Here is a 17,490-nt window from a genome sequence, read left to right on the forward strand (position 1 = left end):
GCAAATCACCCGCTGACCGCAAGGCGCTTGCGCGCGCCGTTCCGGCGTACCAGGACGACGATCGTGCCCGCGATCCCGATGAGCAGCCCGGCGACGGGGAACAGGAACAGCGCGGCCAGCCCACCGGCGATGCCGCCGCCGGCGGCGGACAGCATGTCGCGGCCCACGCCGTAGCGGACGCCGGCCTGCTCGGCGTTGGCGCACGTGAGCTGGTAGTCGCCCTTGGCCGGGGCGTTGATGACGAGGAACTGCTCCCAGGTGGTGCCGTTCGCCGTGATCGTCTGGGTGCCCGTGGTCTTGGCCAGCTTGGCCGGACCCGGGCCGCCCGTGATCGCGCACTGGTACGTGATCTTCGCGTCGCTGGCGACGTAGAGGGCGGGCTTGTCGGCCGGGTCGACCGTCACGGTGATGCTCTCGCCCGGCGCGAACGTCTTGGTCGGAGCCGCGTTGACCACGCCCCCGAGCACTCCGCCGGCGAACAGGCCCACGCCGGCGACCGCGCACACCACGGCCACGGCCCAGACCACCGCCAGCCACCACAGGCGGGGCTTGATGGCTTTTGGGTCGATTCGTGGAGGGAACTGGGGTGCTTGGCCGTATTGTCCGTACTGCGGAAAAGGCCCGGACTGGGTGGGCTGCCCGTACGGTGGCGGCTGCCCGTACTGCGGTGGCCCATACTGTTGCGGTCCTCCAAAGCCGGGCTGCGGACCGTATGGAGGTGGCTGCGGCTGACCGTGGTGCGGACCCTGCCCAGGCGGCGGGCCGTACGACGGGGGCTGGGAATCGTCGGTCATGTGCGCAAGTGTGAGGCCTGACGCTTTCAAGAAGCTAGCAGCAGGTGTTATCGCACCTTGTGGGCGGGAGCCGTACACTTGGCACTCGGGAACACCGAGTGCCAGTCAGGACGTTCCTGAAGAGGGGCAGAGGCAGGAGGTGAGCACGTGCTCGACGATCGGAAACTGGCGGTGCTCCGCGCCATTGTCGAAGACTACGTGTCCACCAACGAACCGGTGGGCTCCAAGGCGCTCGCCGAGCGCCACAACCTGAAGGTCTCCCCGGCGACGGTCAGGAACGACATGGCCGCGCTGGAGGAGGAGGGATATATCACCCAGCCGCACACCAGCGCGGGCCGCGTGCCGACGGACAAGGGCTATCGCCTGTTCGTCGACCGGCTCTCGCAGGTCAAGCCGCTCTCGTCGGCCGAGCGCCGGGCGATCGAGACCTTCCTCGCCGGGGCCGTCGACCTCGACGACGTGGTCACCCGCACGGTCCGGCTGCTGGCGCAGCTCACCAGGCAGGTGGCGGTCGTGCAATACCCGACGCTGACGCGTTCAACGGTCCGGCACGTCGAGCTGGTCCCGCTGAACGACCGCCGCGTCATGCTGGTGCTGATCACCAACACCGGCCGCGTCGAGCAGCGCGTGATCGAGCTGCCCGAGGCGGTGGAGGACACCCGGATCGCGCACATGCGCGCCGTGCTCAACGCCTGCCTCGACGGCTGCGGCCTCAGCACCGTTCCCGAGCTGGTCGCCGACCTGCCGGAACGCCTGCCCCTCGAAGACCGGCCCGCGGTGGCCACGATCCTGTCCGTGCTGCTCGAAACCCTGGTGGAGCGGCACGACGAGAAGATCGTGTTCGCCGGCGCGGCCAACCTCGCCGGAGCCGACTTCACGATCGGCCTGCGCGACGTGCTGGAGGCACTGGAAGAGCAGGTGGTCCTCATGCGCCTGCTCGGCGAGACTTCCACAGACACCCCGTCCGCGCTCACCGTGCGCATCGGCTCGGAAAACCCCTACCTGCGGGGGACATCCATCGTCGCGACCGGATACGGTTCAGGCGACAACCAACTGGCCCGGCTCGGTGTGCTGGGGCCGACCAGGATGGACTATCCCGTGACGATGGGCGCCGTACGCGCGGTGGCACGCTACGTCAGCCAGATCCTGGCTGCATCATAAGAGGTCGATAAGTGGCAAACAGCGACTACTACGCCACCCTCGGGGTGCGCCGTGACGCAAGTCAGGACGAGATCAAGAAGGCCTATCGCCGACTCGCCCGCGAGCTGCACCCCGACGTGAACCCCGACCCTGAGACCCAGGAGCGGTTCAAGGAGATCACGCAGGCCTACGAGGTGCTGTCCGATCCGAACAAGCGCCAGATGTACGACCTGGGTGGCGACCCCTTCGGCGGCGCGGGAGCGGCCGCGGGCGCCGGTGGCTTCGGCGCCGGCTTCCCGTTCAGCGACATCATGGACGCCTTCTTCGGCACCGCCGGCGGCACCCGGGGGCCGCGCTCGCGCGCCCGCAGAGGCCGCAACGCCACCATCCGGGTGGAGCTCGACCTGCGCGAGACGGCCTTCGGCACCACCCGCGAGCTGGTCGTCGACACGGCCGTGCTGTGCGAGGTCTGCCACGGGGCCGGCGCCGCCTCCGGCACCCACCCCGACACCTGTGACATGTGCAACGGGCGCGGCGAGATCTCCCAGGTCACCCGCTCGTTCCTGGGCCAGGTCATGACCTCGCGGCCGTGCCCGCAGTGCGGCGGCTTCGGCACCATCATCCGCCACCCCTGCCAGGAGTGCTCGGGCGACGGCCGGGTGCGCACCCGCCGCACCATCAAGGTCCGCATCCCCGCGGGCGTCGAGGACGGCACCCACATCCAGCTCGCCGGCGAGGGCGAGGTCGGCCCCGGCGGCGGCCCACCCGGAGACCTGTTCCTCGAAATCGTCGAGCGGGCCCACGAGATCTTCGAACGGCGCGGCGACGACCTCCACTGCACCGTCCAGATCCCGATGACGGCCGCCGCGCTCGGCACCATCCTCACCGTCGAGACGCTCGACGGCTCCGAGGAGATCGACGTCCGCCCCGGCACGCAGTCCGGGCAGGTCATCACCATGTACGGGCGCGGCGTGCAGCGGCTCAACGAGTCCGGCCGCGGCGACCTGCTCATCCACGTCAACGTCGAGACCCCGACCCGTCTCGACACGGCACAGGAGGAGCTTCTTCGCGAGCTGTCCCGGCAGCGTGGGGAGGAACGGCCGCCGGGGAAGTTCGCGCCGGGGCAGCAGGGTTTTTTCTCCCGTCTGCGTGACGCCTTCAACGGAAGGTGAGCGCACCGGTTTTCCTGGCCTCTGACCTCGACGGGCCGGAGCTGACGCTCGACGGCCCCGAGGGGCGGCACGCGGCCTCCGTACGCCGCCTGCGGGCCGGCGAGCGGGTCGACCTGACCGACGGCGCCGGCTCCGTCGCCGAATGCGTCGTCCGCGAGGCGCTGAAAGACGCCCTCCGGCTCGACGTGCTGCGCCGCTACGAGGTCGAGGCGCCCAAGCCCCGGCTGGCCGTCGTCCAGGGGCTGCCCAAGGGCGACCGGGGCGAACTGGCCGTCGAGATGATGACCGAGGCCGGCGTCGACGTGATCGTCCCCTGGTCGGCCGCGCGCAGCATCACGCAGTGGAAGGGCGACAAGGTCGCCAAGGCGCTGGGCCGCTGGCGCGCCACCGCCCGCGAGGCGGGCAAGCAGGCCCGCCGCTTCCACCTGCCCGAAGTGACCGAACCGGCCACGACCGCGCGCGTCGAGCGGCTGCTGGCCGACGCGGCGCTGGGGCTGGTGCTGCACGAGGAGTCCGCGGAACCGCTGTCCGGCGTGGCGCTGCCCGCCGGCGGCGACATCGTGATCGTCGTGGGACCAGAGGGCGGCGTGTCCGACGAGGAACTGGCCAGATTCAGGGCCGCCAAGGCCGTGCCCGTGCTGCTGGGGCCGACGATCCTGCGCACCTCCACGGCGGGCGTGGCGGCGGCGTCCGTGCTGCTCAGCCGTACCGGACGCTGGTGAACTAAGAGCGTCCGTGCCGCCTAAGGCCGTGCTGCCTAGGGCGTCGTCTGCGAGTCGATCAGCGGGCTGGCCAGCTCCGTCGGAGCCGGAGTCTCCGTCACCTCGTCGGACGGCGGGCACTCGTCCAGCGGGCACGGCGTCGGCTGCGCCGTCGTCTCCTCCACGGTCGGCGTCGGCGTGGGCGTCGAAGAACAGGTGGCAGGCGGCTCGGCCTGCTCGGGAAGCGGCGACGGGCAGTCTGTGGGCGACGGGCTGGGCGACGGCGACGGCCTGCTGGTCGACTCGGCCTTCTTCGTGGGCTTCGGCGACGGCCTCGGAGTGTCGGGAATCACGCCCACCTGCGGTTGCTCAGGCGACGGCTCCTTCTCCGGCGGCTGCGGGGCGCGCGTGGTGGAGGAATTGGACGGGAACTCGGAGCTCTCATCGTCCACGACCCGCACGGGCTGCTCATTTATGATCTTGGTACGCAGTTCCGGAACGGCCATCACGATCGTCCCCGCGACCAGGACGGCACTGGCGGCGGCCGCACCCGCACGCCACCAGAACAGGTTACGAACTCCGCGCCGCTCGATCCGGCCACGGATGATCTCCAGCCCTTCCGGCGAGGGCACGACCGCGTCCGCCTCCGCGCGGAGCGCACGGCGCAACACGTCGCCGTACTCGTCGGGGAGCTGGGTCATGACATTTTCTCCAGGACCGATCGCAAGGCGGCCATGCCACGGGCCGTGTGGCTTTTGACCGCCCCCTTGCTGATGCCCATGGCGTGGGCGATCTCAGCTTCGGACAGATCACCGTAGTAGCGTAGAACCAGTGCTTCTCTCTGTCTGGTCGGCAGGGCACGTAACGCCTCGATCACGGCGGAGCGTTCCAGCTCGCCGATCGCGCCGTTCTCGGCGCTCGGGGCGTCGGGCAGGCCCTTCGGAGCATACTTCTCGACGACCGCCCGGTGACGCAGCACGGACCGGGACCGGTTGACGACGGACTGACGCAAGTAGGCGAGCGCCTTGTCGGGATCGCGCAACCTGCGCCAGGCGCCATGAATGGCGACGAACGCATCCTGCACGACTTCCTCGGCGGTTGCAATGTCGCGCACCAGCAACACCGCAAGACGCACCAATGACCGAAAGTGCGCACTATAGAGCGCAGTCACGGCCATGTCGGCATCCCACCCGACCGGCACCGCCCCCATCGACCTGTCGGCCAGGAGGGTTTCGGTGGTCACATCAGTGGGACGCGCGGCCTTCCCAGAGGGTTTACGCTCTTCCGGTTCTTGAGGTTTCCCCGGTTCCTTAGGGTGCATTACCCAGTCGTGTCCTCGCCAGGTGGCGCCTCGCCCGACCCTGAATCGTCTCTTTTTTTGCTGAAGTGTCGCACACTAACCCTAACCGTGTTGATCTTCGTACGCACGACGCAGGTGATTACCGATTCGCAACGGACTCGCTGACAACGACGCCTCGATAGGGTGACCAGGTGAGCGATTGCCTCTTCTGCAAAATCGTCGCCAAGGAGTTCAACGCCGAGATCGTCTACGAGACCGGCCGGACACTGGCGTTCCGCGACATCAAGCCCCAGGCGCCCACCCACGTGCTGGTGATCCCCAAAGACCACCACGCCGACGCCGCCACCCTCGCCAGAGCCGACGACGGCCTCGCCGACGAGGTGCTCAAGGCCGCACACGCCGTCGCCGTGCAAGAAGGCGTGGCCGAAGGCGGCTACCGCATCGTCTTCAACACCGGCGCCGACGCCGGCCAGACCGTCTTCCACGTGCACGCCCACGTGCTCGGCGGACGCGACCTCACCTGGCCGCCCGGCTGATCATCCGCCGAAAGCCGGACGCGGTGATATTGACGCGAGCAATCGGCCTGCTCCCGGATACGATGGGCGAAGAAGCACACCGAAAGAGACCGGGAGGCATCAGGCCACTGGCCTGCCCATGTCCGAACTACACGAATCCCGACGCACGGCACCTCCCTCGCGCACTCAAGCGAAGGTGCTGATACCGGATGAATACCCGATGGTCAGCCTCCTGGGCTCCCGCGACGAGCTGCTACGCGTCATCGAGGGCGCCTTCCGGGCCGACATCCACGTGCGGGGCAACGAGATCACCGTCACCGGCAGCCCAGACGAGAGCGGCACCGTCGTGCGGCTCTTCGAAGAGCTGGTCGAAGTGCTGCGCAGCGGCGGCGAACTCACCCCCGACGCGGTCGAGCGCAGCATCGCCATGCTGCGCATGACATCCGACCGCCCCGCCGAGGTGCTGTCCCTCGACATCCTCTCCTCGCGCGGCCGGACCATCCGCCCGAAGACGGTCAACCAGAAGCGCTACGTCGACGCGATCGACCAGCACACCGTCGTCTTCGGCATCGGCCCGGCCGGCACCGGCAAGACCTACCTCGCCATGGCCAAGGCCGTCCGCGCGCTGCAGGAGAAGCGGGTCAACCGCATCATCCTGACCCGCCCGGCCGTCGAGGCGGGCGAACGGCTCGGCTTCCTGCCCGGCACCCTCTACGAGAAGATCGACCCCTATCTGCGGCCGCTCTACGACGCGCTGCACGACATGGTCGACCCCGACTCGATCCCCAAGCTGATGGCCGCGGGCACGATCGAGGTCGCGCCGCTCGCGTACATGCGAGGCAGGGCATTGCCAAACGGGACAGGTGTGCTGACACCGGACGGCTGGCGCTCTATCGGGGAGCTGGAAGTCGGTGACCTCGTCATAGGGTCGAACGGCGAACCGACTCCCGTGCTGGGCGTCTATCCGCAGGGCGAGAAGAAGATCTATCGGCTCTTCAGCCAGGACGGTGCTTCGGTGCTCGCCTCCGAAGATCATCTCTGGTCTGTCCGCACGCGCGACGACGCCGACCGTGGCAAGCCGTGGCGGGTGCTGGAGACGAAGGAGATGATCGGCGACCTGCGGACGGCGCACCATCGGAAGTGGGAGTTGCCGCTGCTGAGCGCACCGGTCTGCTTCCCCGGGCAGCCGGTCCCGATGGACCCCTACGCAGTGGGTCTGCTCCTGGGAGACGGATGTGTCACCGGGACGACGCCCCCGAGCCTGGCGACGAACGACCCAGAGCTGGTCGAAGCGCTCGAGCGTGCTCTCCCCGGCGTCCAGGCAAAGCCCAACGGTGGTCCGGACCATGTGCTCAACCGGGTGAGCGAGCCCGGCGGCAGCATGACGATCGCCAATCCGATCACTGACGTCATGCGGCGCCTGGAGCTTTCAGGCCGCGGTTCGTCCGCGAAGTTCGTTCCTGAGGTCTATCTTCGCAACACGCCGGAGATCAGGACCGCCGTTCTTCAGGGTCTGCTCGACGCGGACGGAGGACCTGTCACCCAGCAGGACCGGACGTGCCGGATTCAGTTCAGCACCGTGTCGCCGCGGCTGCGTGACGACGTCGTCTTCCTCGTTCAGTCTCTCGGAGGCGTGGTCTACCGGCGTACTCGTCAGGCGGAAGGGCACAAGCCGGGGTCGGCGAGCGGCACGCGGGTCCACCGCCACGATACGCATGTCCTCGACATCCGGCTTCCGGAGGGCATCGAACCCTTCCGGCTGTCGCGCAAGGCGGAGGTCTACAAGGCTCATGGTGGCGGTCGCCCCATGCGCTACGTGGACCGCATCGAGCCGCGTGGCACGGCGGAGTGCGTGTGCATCCAGGTGGCGGCCGAGGACTCGCTCTACGTCACCGAAGACTTCCTCCTGACGCACAACACCCTGAATGACGCGTTCATCATTCTCGACGAGGCACAGAACTCCTCGGCCGAGCAGATGAAGATGTTCCTCACCCGGCTCGGGTTCAACTCCAAGATCGTGGTGACGGGTGACGTGACGCAGGTGGACCTGCCCTCGGGCACGGTCAGTGGGCTGCGGGTGGTGCAGGAGATCCTCGACGGCATCCCCGACATCCACTTCGCGCGGCTGTCCAGCGCCGACGTGGTGAGGCACAAGCTGGTCAGTGACATCGTCGACGCCTACGGGCGCTACGACGCCCTGCAGGAGCCCAAGCGCATCCAGCAGCAGCAACGGGGGAAGCGGCGGGTGAGCGACCGTGAGCATTGAGATCAACAACGAGTCCGGCGTAGGGGTGGACGAGGAGGGTCTGTCCGCCCTGGCCGGTCACGTGCTCGGCGAGATGGGCATCAACCCGCTCGCCGAGTTGTCCATCGTGGTGGTCGATGAGGACGCCATGGCCGAGTTGCACGAGAAGTGGATGGGCGAGCCGGGCCCGACCGACGTGCTGGCGTTCCCGATGGACGAGTTGCGTCCCGGGGGCGGCGCGCGTGGCGAGTCCGAGGGTCCCGCGGATCCGGCGCTCCTCGGCGACGTCGTGCTCTGCCCGCACGTGGCCGCCAGGCAGGCGGAGGAGGCGGGTCACACTACGGCGGAGGAGCTGGAGCTGTTGTGCACGCACGGCATCCTTCATCTGCTCGGCTATGACCATGCCGAGCCGGAGGAGCACAAGGAGATGTTCGGACTGCAGGCCCGGCTCCTCGAGTCGTGGCAGGAGGTGCGCAACCCGCGGTGAACGCCTGGTTGCTGTCAGCCATCGCCCTCGTCGTCATCGGTGGCCTGATCGCCAGTGCGGAGACGGCGTTGACGCGCATTTCGCGAGTGCGTGCCGACGAGTACGTGCGTGAGCGCAGGCGGGGGGCCGTTCGGCTGCACGCCATCGTGACCGACCCGCCGCGCTACCTCAATCTGCTGCTGTTGCTGCGGCTGAGTTGTGAGCTGGTCGCGACGGTGATCGCGACGCTGCTGTTCATCGATCTCATGCACGACCAGGGCTGGGCCTATTTCTGGGCCGCCGTCGTCATGATCGTGATCAGTTATGTGGTGGTCGGTGTCATGCCGCGGACGCTGGGGCGTCAGCACGCCGAGCCGATCGCGCTGGCGAGCGCTCCCATCGTGTACGGCCTGACGCGCATCTTCGGCCCGTTGCCCAAGCTGCTCATCCTGCTCGGCAACGCGCTGACGCCCGGCAAGGGCTTCCGTGACGGGCCGTTCACGTCGGAGGCCGAGCTGCGTGACCTGGTCGACCTGGCCGAGGAGCGCCGGGTGATCGAGCCGGACGAGCGCGAGATGATCCATTCGGTCTTCGAGCTGGGTGACACGCTGGTGCGCGAGGTCATGGTGCCGCGCACCGACATGGTCTACATCGAGCGGGGCAAGTCGATCAGCCAGGCGCTGTCGCTCGCGTTGCGCAGTGGGTTCTCGCGGATTCCGGTGGTGGGTGAGAACGAGGACGACGTCGTCGGCATCGCCTATCTCAAGGACATCGCTCGCAAGATTCACGAGTCGGGTGAGGGCGGGGGCAAGGAGCCGGTCGAGTCGATCATGCGTCCGGCCGCATACGTGCCCGAGAGCAAGCCCATCGACCAGCTCATGCGGGAGATGCAGGCCAGGCAGATCCACATCGCCATCGTCATCGACGAATACGGCGGCACGGCGGGCCTGGTCACCATCGAGGACGTCCTGGAGGAGATCGTCGGTGAGATCACCGACGAATACGACCAGGAGGCGCCGCGGGTGGAGTCCATGCCGGACGGCGGTATGCGGGTGACCGCCCGCATGCCGGTGGACGAGCTGGGCGAGCTGTTCGACACGGAGATCGACGTGGACGACGTGGAGACGGTGGGCGGGCTGCTGGCGCACGCGCTCGGCCGGGTTCCGATCGCCGGGTCGCACGCGGAGGTGGCCGGGCTGGACCTGACGGCCGAGAGCCTGGCGGGCCGCCGTAACCGCATCAGCACGGTGGTGGTCCGGCCGGTCGCGCCGCCGGAGGACGAGGTGGTCTCGGCGGCGGCGGAGCGCGACTAACGGCCCGCGATCAACGGCGCGATCAACGGCTTGGACAAATGCCGCAAGCGTTCTACAAGTCTTCTGCAAGCCGGGTCCGCCACTCTCTTCTTACGACATCCAGTGCGGTGGGTGTCACAGGAGGAAGCGTCCGAAGGCCGGGTGGGGTTCGCGGCCAGAGGGTGCTCCTGGGGGGACGACGGCATCACGGTTCGCTGTGACGCTGGTCGGCGTAAAGGGTGTTCTCGTCCGGAAAACCGGGTGGGGGCACCCTTTTTGCGTATTGGTGGAAACTCCGGTGGATTGCCGCATTCGTCGGTGGGGGAGGCTGCGATCCAGGGGGGATCATGAAAGGCAAACCGGGGATCATCGCCTGCGTCCTGCTGGCCGGCGGCCTTGCGGGATGCGGCGGCGGGGGAGCCGAGAGCTTCCTCGACGCGCAGGCCATGGCGCAGTTGCACGAGGTGCTCAGCAAGGAGCCGCGACTGCCGGACGGCTTCACGGTCAGACCGCAGCAGGCGTGGCGCATGCCGTTCGGACAGGCGGACAGGAACTGCCGGGCCCTGCTGGAGCCCGCAGGGGGGCGGGCGCCCAAGCAGGCGCTGACCGCCCAGGCGGCCGTCAGCTACCACGGCGACGGGCTGGGGGAGCAGGCCGGGGTGGGGCTGGCCAGGTACGCGAACAAGGGGGCGGAAGGGCACCTGAACGACCTGGCGAAGGCGCTGGGGTCGTGCCACGCGGTGCGTACCTCCAGCGGCACCGACCTGCGGTTGCAGCGGCTCGCGGTCAAGGACACGGGGGACGAGGCGCTCGGCGCGCGGTTGCGCGGGCGGCTGAACGGCTATCCGTACGCGATGGACGTCGTGGTCACGCGGGTGGGCGACACCCTGGTGTCCGTGGTGCACACGGGGATGAACGAGGTGGACGCCGCCCGTACCAGGAAGGTGGTCGACGCGGCGATTTCCATGGCCAGCGCCTAACCTGGATCCCGTGACTCTCGATCCTGAAGACAGCAAGCTCATCACGCTGGCCCGGGCGGCCAGGGCGCGCAACGGCTCCGCCGAGGGGGCCGCCGTGCGCGACGAGACCGGCCGCACCTACTCGGCGACCGACGTGGCGCTGTCCGCGCTGACGCTGTCGGCGGTGCAGGTGGCCGTCGCCATGGCGATCTCCAGCGGCGCGCGGTCCCTGGAGGCCGTCGCGCTGGTGAGCGAGGGCGTCCCGAGCGCCGCCGACGAGGCCGTGGCCGCCGAGCTGGGCGTCAAGGCGCCGCTCGTCGCCGGCCCCGACGGCACCCTGCGAGGCTGACGTGCCGATGTCGCCGTTCCTGGCGAGGCTGCGGGAGAAGGTCGGCTGCGATCTGCTGATGCTGCCGTCGGTGACCGGGTTCGTGTTCGACGACGCCGGGCGCCTGCTGCTGGCCCGGCACGACGACGTGAAACTCTGGGCGGCGCCCGGCGGCGGCGTCGATCCGGACGAGCGGCCCGAGGACGCCGTGGTCAGGGAGCTGCGGGAGGAGGTCGGCGTCACGGTCGAGGTGCGCGGCCTGATCGGCGTCTACGGCGGCCCCGAGTTCCAGACCGTCTACCCGAACGGGCACCGGGTCGGCTACGTGATCGCGGCCTTCGGCTGCGTGATCGCCTCGGGCGAGCCGGAGGCCGACGGCGTGGAGATCAACGAGGTTCGCTGGGTCCCGGAGGAGCGACTGTCCTCGTACGAGACCACCGCGTGGACACCCGTCGTGGCGCCGAAGGCGTTCGCGTGGTGGCGTGAACACGCTCGATGATGGGACAGAATGCACTAGTGACTTCGCCAGACAGCCATCGCGCCGGATTCGCCTGCTTCGTGGGGAGGCCGAACGTCGGCAAGTCCACGTTGATGAACGCCCTGGTCGGCACGAAGGTGGCGATCACGTCGTCCAAGCCGCAGACCACCAGGCGCGTCATCAGGGGCATCGTGCACCGGCCCGAAGCCCAGCTCATCATCGTCGACACGCCCGGCCTGCACCGCCCGCGCACCCTGCTCGGCGAGCGGCTCGACAGCCTGGTGCTGTCCACGCTCACCGAGGTCGACGTGATCGGCTTCTGCCTGCCGGCCAACGAGCCGATCGGCAAGGGCGACCGGTTCATCGCCGACAAGCTCGCGGCCGTCAAGAAGACCCCGGTGATCGCCGTCGTCACCAAGTGCGACCTGGCGAGCAAGGAGCAGATCGCCGAGCAGTTGCTGGCGGTGTCGCAGATGGCGGAGTTCGCCGCGATCGTGCCGGTGTCGGCGTCGGCGGGGGAGCAGCTCGACGTGCTGGCGGACGTGCTGATCGAGCACCTGCCGGAGTCGCCGCCGCTTTACGAGGACGGCCGGCTCACCGACGAGCCCGAGCAGGTGCTGGTCGGTGAGCTGATCAGGGAGGCGGCGCTGGAGGGCGTACGCGACGAGCTGCCGCACTCGATCGCCGTGGTCGTGGACGAGATGCTGCCCCGCGAGGGGCGCGACGACCTGCTCGACATCTACGCGCACATGTTCGTGGAGCGGCCCTCGCAGAAGGCCATCGTCATCGGGCACAAGGGGGAGCGGCTGCGCGACGTGGGCACCAAGGCCCGCAAGCAGATCGAGGCGCTGCTGGGCACGCGGGTCTATCTCGACCTGCGGATCAGTGTGGCCAAGGACTGGCAGCGCGACCCCAAGCAGCTTCGCCGCCTGGGCTTCTACGACTGATCCTTTTCATGAGCGGCGGACGAGGGCGAGGATCGACAGGACGACGACGGTCAGTGCGCTGGCCAGCGCGCCGAACCAGCCGAACCTGAGCACCGGCTCGATCGACAGCAGGTCGCCCAGGTCGATGGAGAGCCGGTCGCGCAGGCCGCTGCCCTCGGTCAGGAACCGTACGAGCACCAGCATGGCGACGCCGCCGGGGACGATGGCCAGGGCGGCGACCCTCGGGCGGCTCAGCGCCCCGGCCAGGCCGCAGCCCAGCGCCACCAGGCCGGCGACCAGCGTGTAGACGCCGAACGGGTCGTCGACGCCGCGGACGTCGCTGGTCACGCCGCCTCCGATGATGCTGCTGGTCGCCTGGAGGCCGGCCCAGGGCAGGACCGCGCAGAACACCAGGAGGGCGCCGGCGATCGCCACGGCCAGCGCGTAGCCGCGGCGGGTTCTTGGTGGGGCGGGCGTGGGCTTGAGGTGGTCGGCCACACGATCACTGTAAGCCGGGCATGGCCCGTCCACCACCGTACGCGACGGTGTCGTCACCATGACGGCCCATATTTCGCATTCCCGCCGTACTCCGGCCGGGGTCCCTACTGAAGGGAGGCGGGGTCGCCAGGTGCTTGCCGTGCTTTCTGGAGGTCACTGGGGTGTGGTGGTAGCGGTGTGTTCGCCCCATTCCAGGCGGGTGCGGAGCTGGACCGCGTCGGTGGCCAGGGCGGAGACGAGGGTGCCCGAGCCCGCCAGCGGGAGGACGGCGACGCCGTCGCCGAGGGCCGGTTCCTTGGCGCAGGTCGTCAGGAACGTGGTGCCGACGCAGCGCGCCGTGCCGTAGACGGCGGGGGAGGCGTCCAGGGCCGGGTCGCCGACGGTGAACTCCTGCCGGAGCAGCGGCAGCCCGTCGCGGGTCGCGTCGAAGCGCGCGTGGCAGCGCCCCGGCCGCTCCCCGTGGCGGCCGAAGACGATCTCCTCCCGCCAGAAGACGTTCGCGTCCGCCTCCAGCGCGAGCCGTACCAGGAGGCGGTGCGCGCAGCCGGCGGCGAGCACCGTGGGCTCCGGCGCGAACCGCAGCGTCGCGCCCGCCCCCACCCGTGCGGTGACCAGCAGCTCCGACTCGCCGTCTCCGGGCAGGACCAGCGTGGCCGCGACCGAGCCCAGCTCCAGGGTGGTGCGCGGGGCGACGTACAGGTCCAGCGCCAGCCGGTCGCCCCCGAGCGGCCCGGCGGCGGTCGAAATGAGATGGACACTGTACGGGCCCGTCTGGCGCAGCGTCAGCGGTGGCGCCGAGGCCAGGCGGCGCACGATGGTCCGGCCGTCGTCCGCCAGCGCGGTCGCCACCGCGGCAGAGGCCCGCATGGCCATGAGGTGGGCCACTAGACGGGGGAGGACGCGTGGGCGTGCGACCAGGCCCGCACTTGTTCGGAGACCCAGCCGGCGACGGTGGCCGCGGCCGGTTCCTGCCGGATCGAGGTGAACAGCACCGGCCGCTCACCTCGTACGGCCGCCGCGTCGCGCGCCATCACGCCCAGGTCGGCGCCCACCATCGGTGCCAGGTCCGTCTTGTTGATCACCAGCAGGTCCGCGGAAGTGACGCCGGGCCCGCCCTTGCGCGGCACCTTGTCGCCGCCCGACACGTCCAGCACGAAGATCTGCCGGTCGGCCAGCCCCCGGCTGAACGTGGCCGTCAGGTTGTCGCCGCCGCTCTCCACGATCACCAGGTCGAGCGGGCCGAACCGGTGCTCCAGCGTTTCCACGGCGTCCAGGTTGGCGGCGATGTCGTCGCGGATGGCCGTGTGCGGGCAGCAGCCGGTCTCGACGGCCAGGATGCGCTCCTGGTCGAGTACGCCCGCCCGGCGCAGGAAGTCGGCGTCCTCGGTGGTGTAGATGTCGTTCGTCACCACGCCCAGGGACAGAGACGGGCCCAGCGTCCGGCACAGGGCGGCGACCAGGGCGGTCTTGCCGCTGCCCACGGGACCGCCCACCCCGAGGCGCAGCGCGCGGCCGCGGCCGTCGGGGGCGTGGTGATGGTCGTCGTGATTGGCTCCCATGTTCTGAAGGTCCTTCCTAAGAGACGAACAGCCTGACCTCGGCCTGAGCGTGCTGCTCGGCCAGCAGGTCGAGGGCGGGTGCGGAGTAGGCGGGCAGTGTTTCCCACCGAAGCGGGGCGGCCGCGAGGCAGGCTTCCGCGGCGACGGCGGTGAGGTCGGGGGTCAGGCGGGCCAGCAGGGCGTGCACCGCGACCGGGTCCAGGCCGAGCAGCCGGACCGCCGCCGTGGCCGGGCCGCTGACCGCGTGGTACGCCGCCGCCAGCGCGGCCTCCTCCGGAGTGGCCCCGGCCGCGTGGGCGGCCGCCCCGAGCACGATCGGATGATGGGGGTTGGGTATGGCCCGCGCCAGTTCGTCCAGCACGGCCGACGGCCACACCCGGCGGGCGACCCGGAGCAGCAGCCGCCCCTGCGTCCTGGAGGCGTCCCGCTGCGCGGGCGAGGCGGTCCTGGCGTCCACCTCCGCGTCGAGCGCCTCCCAGGGCGGGGACGGCGCGCAGGCGGCCGCCGTCAGGGCGGCCGTGACCGTGCCGGTCGTGCGCAGGCGGCCGTGCAGGAAGGCCGCCAGCGACGGCACGTCGTGGACCGCCCCCGAGGCGATGGCGCGCTCCGTGCCGCCCGAGTGGGCGTGGCCGCCGGCCGGGAGGCGGGAGTCGGTGAGGAGGAGCAGCGACGGATGCATCAGAACAGGAAGTAGCGCTGCGTCATCGGCAGGCTGGTGGCGGGGGCGGGTTCGATGAGGTCGCCATTGACGCGGACCTCGAAGGTGTCGGGGGCGACCTCGATCTCGGGCAGGGCGTCGTTGAGCGGCATCGAGGACTTCCCGCGCCGCCGTACGTCCTCGACCGGGGCCAGCCGGCGGCGTACGGCCAGCCGGTCGGCCAGGCCCGACTCCAGGGCGAGCGGCGAGACGAAGTGCAGCGAGGTGGCCGCCGCCGTGACCGGCGAGGCGCCGAACATGGGCCGCGGCAGCACCGGCTGCGGCGTCGGGATGGAGGCGTTGGCGTCGCCCATCTGGGCCCAGGCCACCATGCCGCCCTTGAGCACGAGGTCGGGCTTGACCCCGAAGAACGCCGGGTCCCACAGGACGAGGTCGGCGAGCTTGCCCGGTTCGACCGAGCCGACCTCGCCGTCGAGGCCATGGGCGACGGCCGGGCAGATCGTGTATTTCGCGATGTAGCGGCGGGCGCGCAGATTGTCGGCCGGGCCGTCGCCCAGCGAGCCGCGGCGGGCCTTCATGACGTGCGCCGTCTGCCATGTGCGGATGATCGTCTCGCCGATCCGCCCCATGGCCTGCGAGTCGGAGCCGATCATCGAGATCGCCCCGAGGTCGTGCAGCACGTCCTCGGCGGCCATGGTGGTCGGCCTGATGCGCGACTCGGCGAAGGCCAGGTCCTCCGGGATCGACGGGTTGAGGTGGTGGCAGACCATCAGCATGTCGAGGTGCTCGTCGAGCGTGTTGACGGTGTGCGGCCTGGTCGGGTTGGTGGAGGACGGGAGCACGTTGGGGTAGGCGGCCACCCGGATGATGTCGGGCGCGTGCCCGCCTCCGGCCCCTTCGGTGTGGTACGCGTGGATCATCCGGTCGCCGATCGCCTTGAGCGTCGACTCGACGAAGCCGGCCTCGTTCAGGGTGTCGGTGTGGATCGTGACCTGCACGCCGGAGGCGTCGGCCACGCTCAGGCAGGCGTCGATGGCGGCCGGCGTCGTGCCCCAGTCTTCGTGCAGCTTGAAGCCGGAGGCCCCGGCCTTGAGCTGTTCGAGCAGGCCGTCGCTGCTCACGGTGTTGCCCTTGCCGAGCAGCGCGAAGTTCAGTGGGTAGGCGTCCAGTGACTCCAGCATCCGGCCGAGATACCAGGTCCCGGTGACGGTGGTGGCCTTGGTGCCCTCGACGGGCCCGGTGCCGCCGCCGACGATCGTGGTGACGCCGGAGCCGATGGCCTCGTCGAGGAGTTGCGGGCAGATCAGGTGGACGTGCGAGTCGACGGCCCCGGCGGTGAGGATCTTGCCGTTGCCCGCGAGCACCTCCGTGGACGGCCCGATGACCAGGTCGACGCCGTCCATGGTGTCGGGGTTGCCGGCCTTGCCGATGGCGTAGATGCGGCCGTCGCGGATGCCGACGTCGGCCTTGACGACGCCCCAGTGGTCGAGGATCACCGCGCCGGTGATGACCAGGTCGGGCGCGCCCTCCGCCCGGGTGGTGCGCGCCTGTCCCATGGACTCGCGGATGACCTTGCCACCGCCGAAGACGGCCTCGTCGCCGGGCCCGGCGGGGCCCATGGACCGGTCTTCGGTGACCTCGATGAACAGGTCGGTGTCGGCCAGGCGGATGCGGTCGCCGGTGGTGGGGCCGTAGAGCGCCGCGTACCGGGCGCGTGAGATGTCAGCCATCGAGCGGCCCCGCCCACTCAGGCCGCAGGCCCGGCACCACCCGGTGGCCGGCCAGCGGCACCAGCGTCACGTCGCGCTCCACGCCTGGCTCGAACCTGACCGCCGTCCCGGCGGGCACGTCGAGGCGCATCCCCCAGGCCGCTTTCCTGTCGAACGAAAGGCCGGGGTTGGCGGCGGCGAAGTGGTAGTGCGAGCCCACCTGCACCGGCCGGTCGGCCGTGTTGACCACCCGCACCGTCACCCGCTCGCGCCCCGGGTTGAGCGCGATCGTCCCTTCCGGGTGCGTGTACTCGCCCGGGATCACGGGATGGGCCTGTGGACGGTGACCAGCTTCGTGCCGTCGGGGAATGTGGCCTCGATCTGCACGCTGTCCAGCATCTCCGGTACGCCCTCCATGACGTCGGCCCGCGCGAGCACCGACCGTCCCGCCTCCATCAGGTCGGCCACGCTGCGGCCGTCTCTGGCACCCTCCATGAGGAAGGAGGCGATGATGGCGGTAGCCTCGGGGTGGTTGAGCCGCAGGCCCCTGGCCCGCCGCTCGCGCGCGACCCCGGCCGCGACGTGGATGAGCAGCCGCTCCTGCTCGTGTGAGGTAAGCCGCATGGCCGGACCATAGGAACCGGCGGTTTCCACGCTGTTGCCGGGTGATGTCGTGTTGGTTTCGCGCCGCGCGGGTGAACATCGCGAGTTTCTGTGAACGCTTGGCAATCGCCAATTAACAAATGGGAT

At 70.0% G+C, this 17,490-nt stretch carries 20 protein-coding genes and 3 pseudogenes; 13 read left to right on the plus strand and 10 right to left on the minus strand.

All coding sequences use genetic code 11. The annotated features are described in order from the left end of the window. Window positions 1–5 precede the first annotated feature (5 nt). A complete protein-coding gene (locus tag C4V41_RS01855) occupies window positions 6–527 on the minus strand; it encodes a hypothetical protein (RefSeq protein ID WP_235029856.1) in 522 nt (173 codons plus the stop codon). 414 nt (window positions 528–941) lie between these two features. Between C4V41_RS01855 and hrcA the strand changes: the two genes are divergently transcribed. The 3 genes from hrcA to C4V41_RS01870 are packed head-to-tail and all read left to right on the plus strand — an operon-like array spanning window position 942 to window position 3,828. Beyond that, window positions 942–1,955 carry a heat-inducible transcriptional repressor HrcA gene (hrcA, locus tag C4V41_RS01860; RefSeq protein WP_103953948.1) on the plus strand — a complete coding sequence of 338 codons (1,014 nt, stop codon included), beginning with the start codon at window positions 942–944 and terminating at the stop codon, window positions 1,953–1,955. Between the two features lie 11 nt (window positions 1,956–1,966). Continuing rightward, entirely contained in the window at window positions 1,967–3,106 is a 1,140-nt protein-coding gene (gene dnaJ / locus C4V41_RS01865) for a molecular chaperone DnaJ (protein ID WP_103953949.1), read from the plus strand. Then, on the plus strand, window positions 3,103–3,828 hold the full coding sequence (locus C4V41_RS01870) for a 16S rRNA (uracil(1498)-N(3))-methyltransferase (protein WP_103953950.1): 726 nt from the start codon (window positions 3,103–3,105) through the stop codon (window positions 3,826–3,828). The genes dnaJ and C4V41_RS01870 overlap by 4 nt, the downstream gene beginning before the upstream one ends. Window positions 3,829–3,863: 35 nt before the next feature. On the opposite strand, the gene C4V41_RS01875 is transcribed toward C4V41_RS01870, so the two are convergent. Together C4V41_RS01875 and C4V41_RS01880 are read right to left on the minus strand one after the other, a co-directional pair. Further along, window positions 3,864–4,508, minus strand: coding sequence for a hypothetical protein (locus C4V41_RS01875; protein WP_103953951.1), 645 nt, complete (start codon window positions 4,506–4,508; stop codon window positions 3,864–3,866). Further along, complete coding sequence (locus C4V41_RS01880) at window positions 4,505–5,017, minus strand: SigE family RNA polymerase sigma factor (protein WP_080047132.1); 513 nt, start codon at window positions 5,015–5,017, stop codon at window positions 4,505–4,507. Before C4V41_RS01880 ends, C4V41_RS01875 begins: the two co-directional genes overlap by 4 nt. Before the next feature lie 281 nt (window positions 5,018–5,298). Between C4V41_RS01880 and C4V41_RS01885 the strand changes: the two genes are divergently transcribed. From C4V41_RS01885 to era, 10 genes and pseudogenes are all read left to right on the plus strand, one after another. Next, a complete protein-coding gene (locus C4V41_RS01885) occupies window positions 5,299–5,643 on the plus strand; it encodes a histidine triad nucleotide-binding protein (protein ID WP_103953952.1) in 345 nt (114 codons plus the stop codon). A 199-nt stretch (window positions 5,644–5,842) separates the two neighbouring features. Next, window positions 5,843–6,472 (plus strand): annotated as a pseudogene (locus C4V41_RS63895) (PhoH family protein); the annotation flags it as partial. A gap of 561 nt (window positions 6,473–7,033) precedes the next feature. Continuing rightward, window positions 7,034–7,285, plus strand: a pseudogene (locus C4V41_RS63900) (LAGLIDADG family homing endonuclease); the annotation flags it as partial. Window positions 7,286–7,540: 255 nt separating this feature from the next. Then, window positions 7,541–7,888 (plus strand): annotated as a pseudogene (locus tag C4V41_RS63905) (PhoH family protein); the annotation flags it as partial. Beyond that, window positions 7,878–8,354, plus strand: a complete 477-nt coding sequence (gene ybeY / locus C4V41_RS01895) for an rRNA maturation RNase YbeY (RefSeq protein ID WP_103953954.1) — start codon at window positions 7,878–7,880, stop codon at window positions 8,352–8,354. The pseudogene C4V41_RS63905 and the gene ybeY, both read left to right, overlap by 11 nt. Continuing rightward, entirely contained in the window at window positions 8,351–9,646 is a 1,296-nt protein-coding gene (locus tag C4V41_RS01900; protein WP_103953955.1) for a hemolysin family protein, read from the plus strand. Before ybeY ends, C4V41_RS01900 begins: the two co-directional genes overlap by 4 nt. Window positions 9,647–9,972: 326 nt before the next feature. Continuing rightward, on the plus strand, window positions 9,973–10,605 hold the full coding sequence (locus tag C4V41_RS01905) for a hypothetical protein (protein WP_103953956.1): 633 nt from the start codon (window positions 9,973–9,975) through the stop codon (window positions 10,603–10,605). 10 nt (window positions 10,606–10,615) lie between these two features. Beyond that, entirely contained in the window at window positions 10,616–10,933 is a 318-nt protein-coding gene (locus tag C4V41_RS01910) for a cytidine/deoxycytidylate deaminase family protein (protein ID WP_103953957.1), read from the plus strand. 7 nt (window positions 10,934–10,940) lie between these two features. Beyond that, window positions 10,941–11,411 (plus strand): NUDIX domain-containing protein, encoded by a 471-nt coding sequence (locus C4V41_RS01915; protein ID WP_103953958.1) that lies wholly within the window; start codon window positions 10,941–10,943, stop codon window positions 11,409–11,411. Then, the gene (gene era / locus C4V41_RS01920) at window positions 11,408–12,337 is read left to right on the plus strand and encodes a GTPase Era (protein ID WP_235029857.1); all 930 of its coding nucleotides are present in this window, start codon (window positions 11,408–11,410) and stop codon (window positions 12,335–12,337) included. The genes C4V41_RS01915 and era overlap by 4 nt, the downstream gene beginning before the upstream one ends. A 6-nt stretch (window positions 12,338–12,343) precedes the next feature. On the opposite strand, the gene C4V41_RS01925 is transcribed toward era, so the two are convergent. The 7 genes from C4V41_RS01925 to C4V41_RS01955 form a co-directional block, all read right to left on the minus strand. Next, window positions 12,344–12,814, minus strand: coding sequence for a hypothetical protein (locus C4V41_RS01925; protein WP_103953960.1), 471 nt, complete (start codon window positions 12,812–12,814; stop codon window positions 12,344–12,346). 153 nt (window positions 12,815–12,967) lie between these two features. Then, a complete protein-coding gene (locus C4V41_RS01930; protein WP_235029858.1) occupies window positions 12,968–13,681 on the minus strand; it encodes an urease accessory protein UreD in 714 nt (237 codons plus the stop codon). 17 nt (window positions 13,682–13,698) lie between these two features. After that, window positions 13,699–14,373, minus strand: coding sequence for an urease accessory protein UreG (ureG, locus tag C4V41_RS01935; RefSeq protein ID WP_103953961.1), 675 nt, complete (start codon window positions 14,371–14,373; stop codon window positions 13,699–13,701). Window positions 14,374–14,389: 16 nt separating this feature from the next. After that, window positions 14,390–15,052 carry an urease accessory protein UreF gene (locus tag C4V41_RS01940; protein WP_103953962.1) on the minus strand — a complete coding sequence of 221 codons (663 nt, stop codon included), beginning with the start codon at window positions 15,050–15,052 and terminating at the stop codon, window positions 14,390–14,392. After that, complete coding sequence (locus tag C4V41_RS01945) at window positions 15,052–16,761, minus strand: urease subunit alpha (protein WP_103953963.1); 1,710 nt, start codon at window positions 16,759–16,761, stop codon at window positions 15,052–15,054. Before C4V41_RS01945 ends, C4V41_RS01940 begins: the two co-directional genes overlap by 1 nt. Beyond that, window positions 16,754–17,065, minus strand: coding sequence for an urease subunit beta (locus C4V41_RS01950; RefSeq protein ID WP_103953964.1), 312 nt, complete (start codon window positions 17,063–17,065; stop codon window positions 16,754–16,756). Before C4V41_RS01950 ends, C4V41_RS01945 begins: the two co-directional genes overlap by 8 nt. Beyond that, the gene (locus C4V41_RS01955) at window positions 17,062–17,364 is read right to left on the minus strand and encodes an urease subunit gamma (protein ID WP_103953965.1); all 303 of its coding nucleotides are present in this window, start codon (window positions 17,362–17,364) and stop codon (window positions 17,062–17,064) included. The genes C4V41_RS01950 and C4V41_RS01955 overlap by 4 nt, the downstream gene beginning before the upstream one ends. Window positions 17,365–17,490 lie beyond the last annotated feature (126 nt).

This window comes from Nonomuraea solani (assembly GCF_900108335.1).
Taxonomy (GTDB): domain Bacteria; phylum Actinomycetota; class Actinomycetes; order Streptosporangiales; family Streptosporangiaceae; genus Nonomuraea; species Nonomuraea solani.

Coding starts and splice junctions, on each gene's coding strand:
- C4V41_RS01875 (WP_103953951.1), bottom strand. CDS start 4,508: ATGACCCAGCTCCCCGACGAGTACGGCGACGTGTTGCGCCGTGCGCTC.
- C4V41_RS01880 (WP_080047132.1), bottom strand. CDS start 5,017: ATGGGGGCGGTGCCGGTCGGGTGGGATGCCGACATGGCCGTGACTGCG.
- C4V41_RS01905 (WP_103953956.1), top strand. CDS start 9,973: ATGAAAGGCAAACCGGGGATCATCGCCTGCGTCCTGCTGGCCGGCGGC.
- C4V41_RS01915 (WP_103953958.1), top strand. CDS start 10,941: ATGTCGCCGTTCCTGGCGAGGCTGCGGGAGAAGGTCGGCTGCGATCTG.
- era (WP_235029857.1), top strand. CDS start 11,408: ATGATGGGACAGAATGCACTAGTGACTTCGCCAGACAGCCATCGCGCC.
- C4V41_RS01930 (WP_235029858.1), bottom strand. CDS start 13,681: ATGCGGGCCTCTGCCGCGGTGGCGACCGCGCTGGCGGACGACGGCCGG.
- ureG (WP_103953961.1), bottom strand. CDS start 14,373: ATGGGAGCCAATCACGACGACCATCACCACGCCCCCGACGGCCGCGGC.
- C4V41_RS01940 (WP_103953962.1), bottom strand. CDS start 15,052: ATGCATCCGTCGCTGCTCCTCCTCACCGACTCCCGCCTCCCGGCCGGC.
- C4V41_RS01945 (WP_103953963.1), bottom strand. CDS start 16,761: ATGGCTGACATCTCACGCGCCCGGTACGCGGCGCTCTACGGCCCCACC.
- C4V41_RS01955 (WP_103953965.1), bottom strand. CDS start 17,364: ATGCGGCTTACCTCACACGAGCAGGAGCGGCTGCTCATCCACGTCGCG.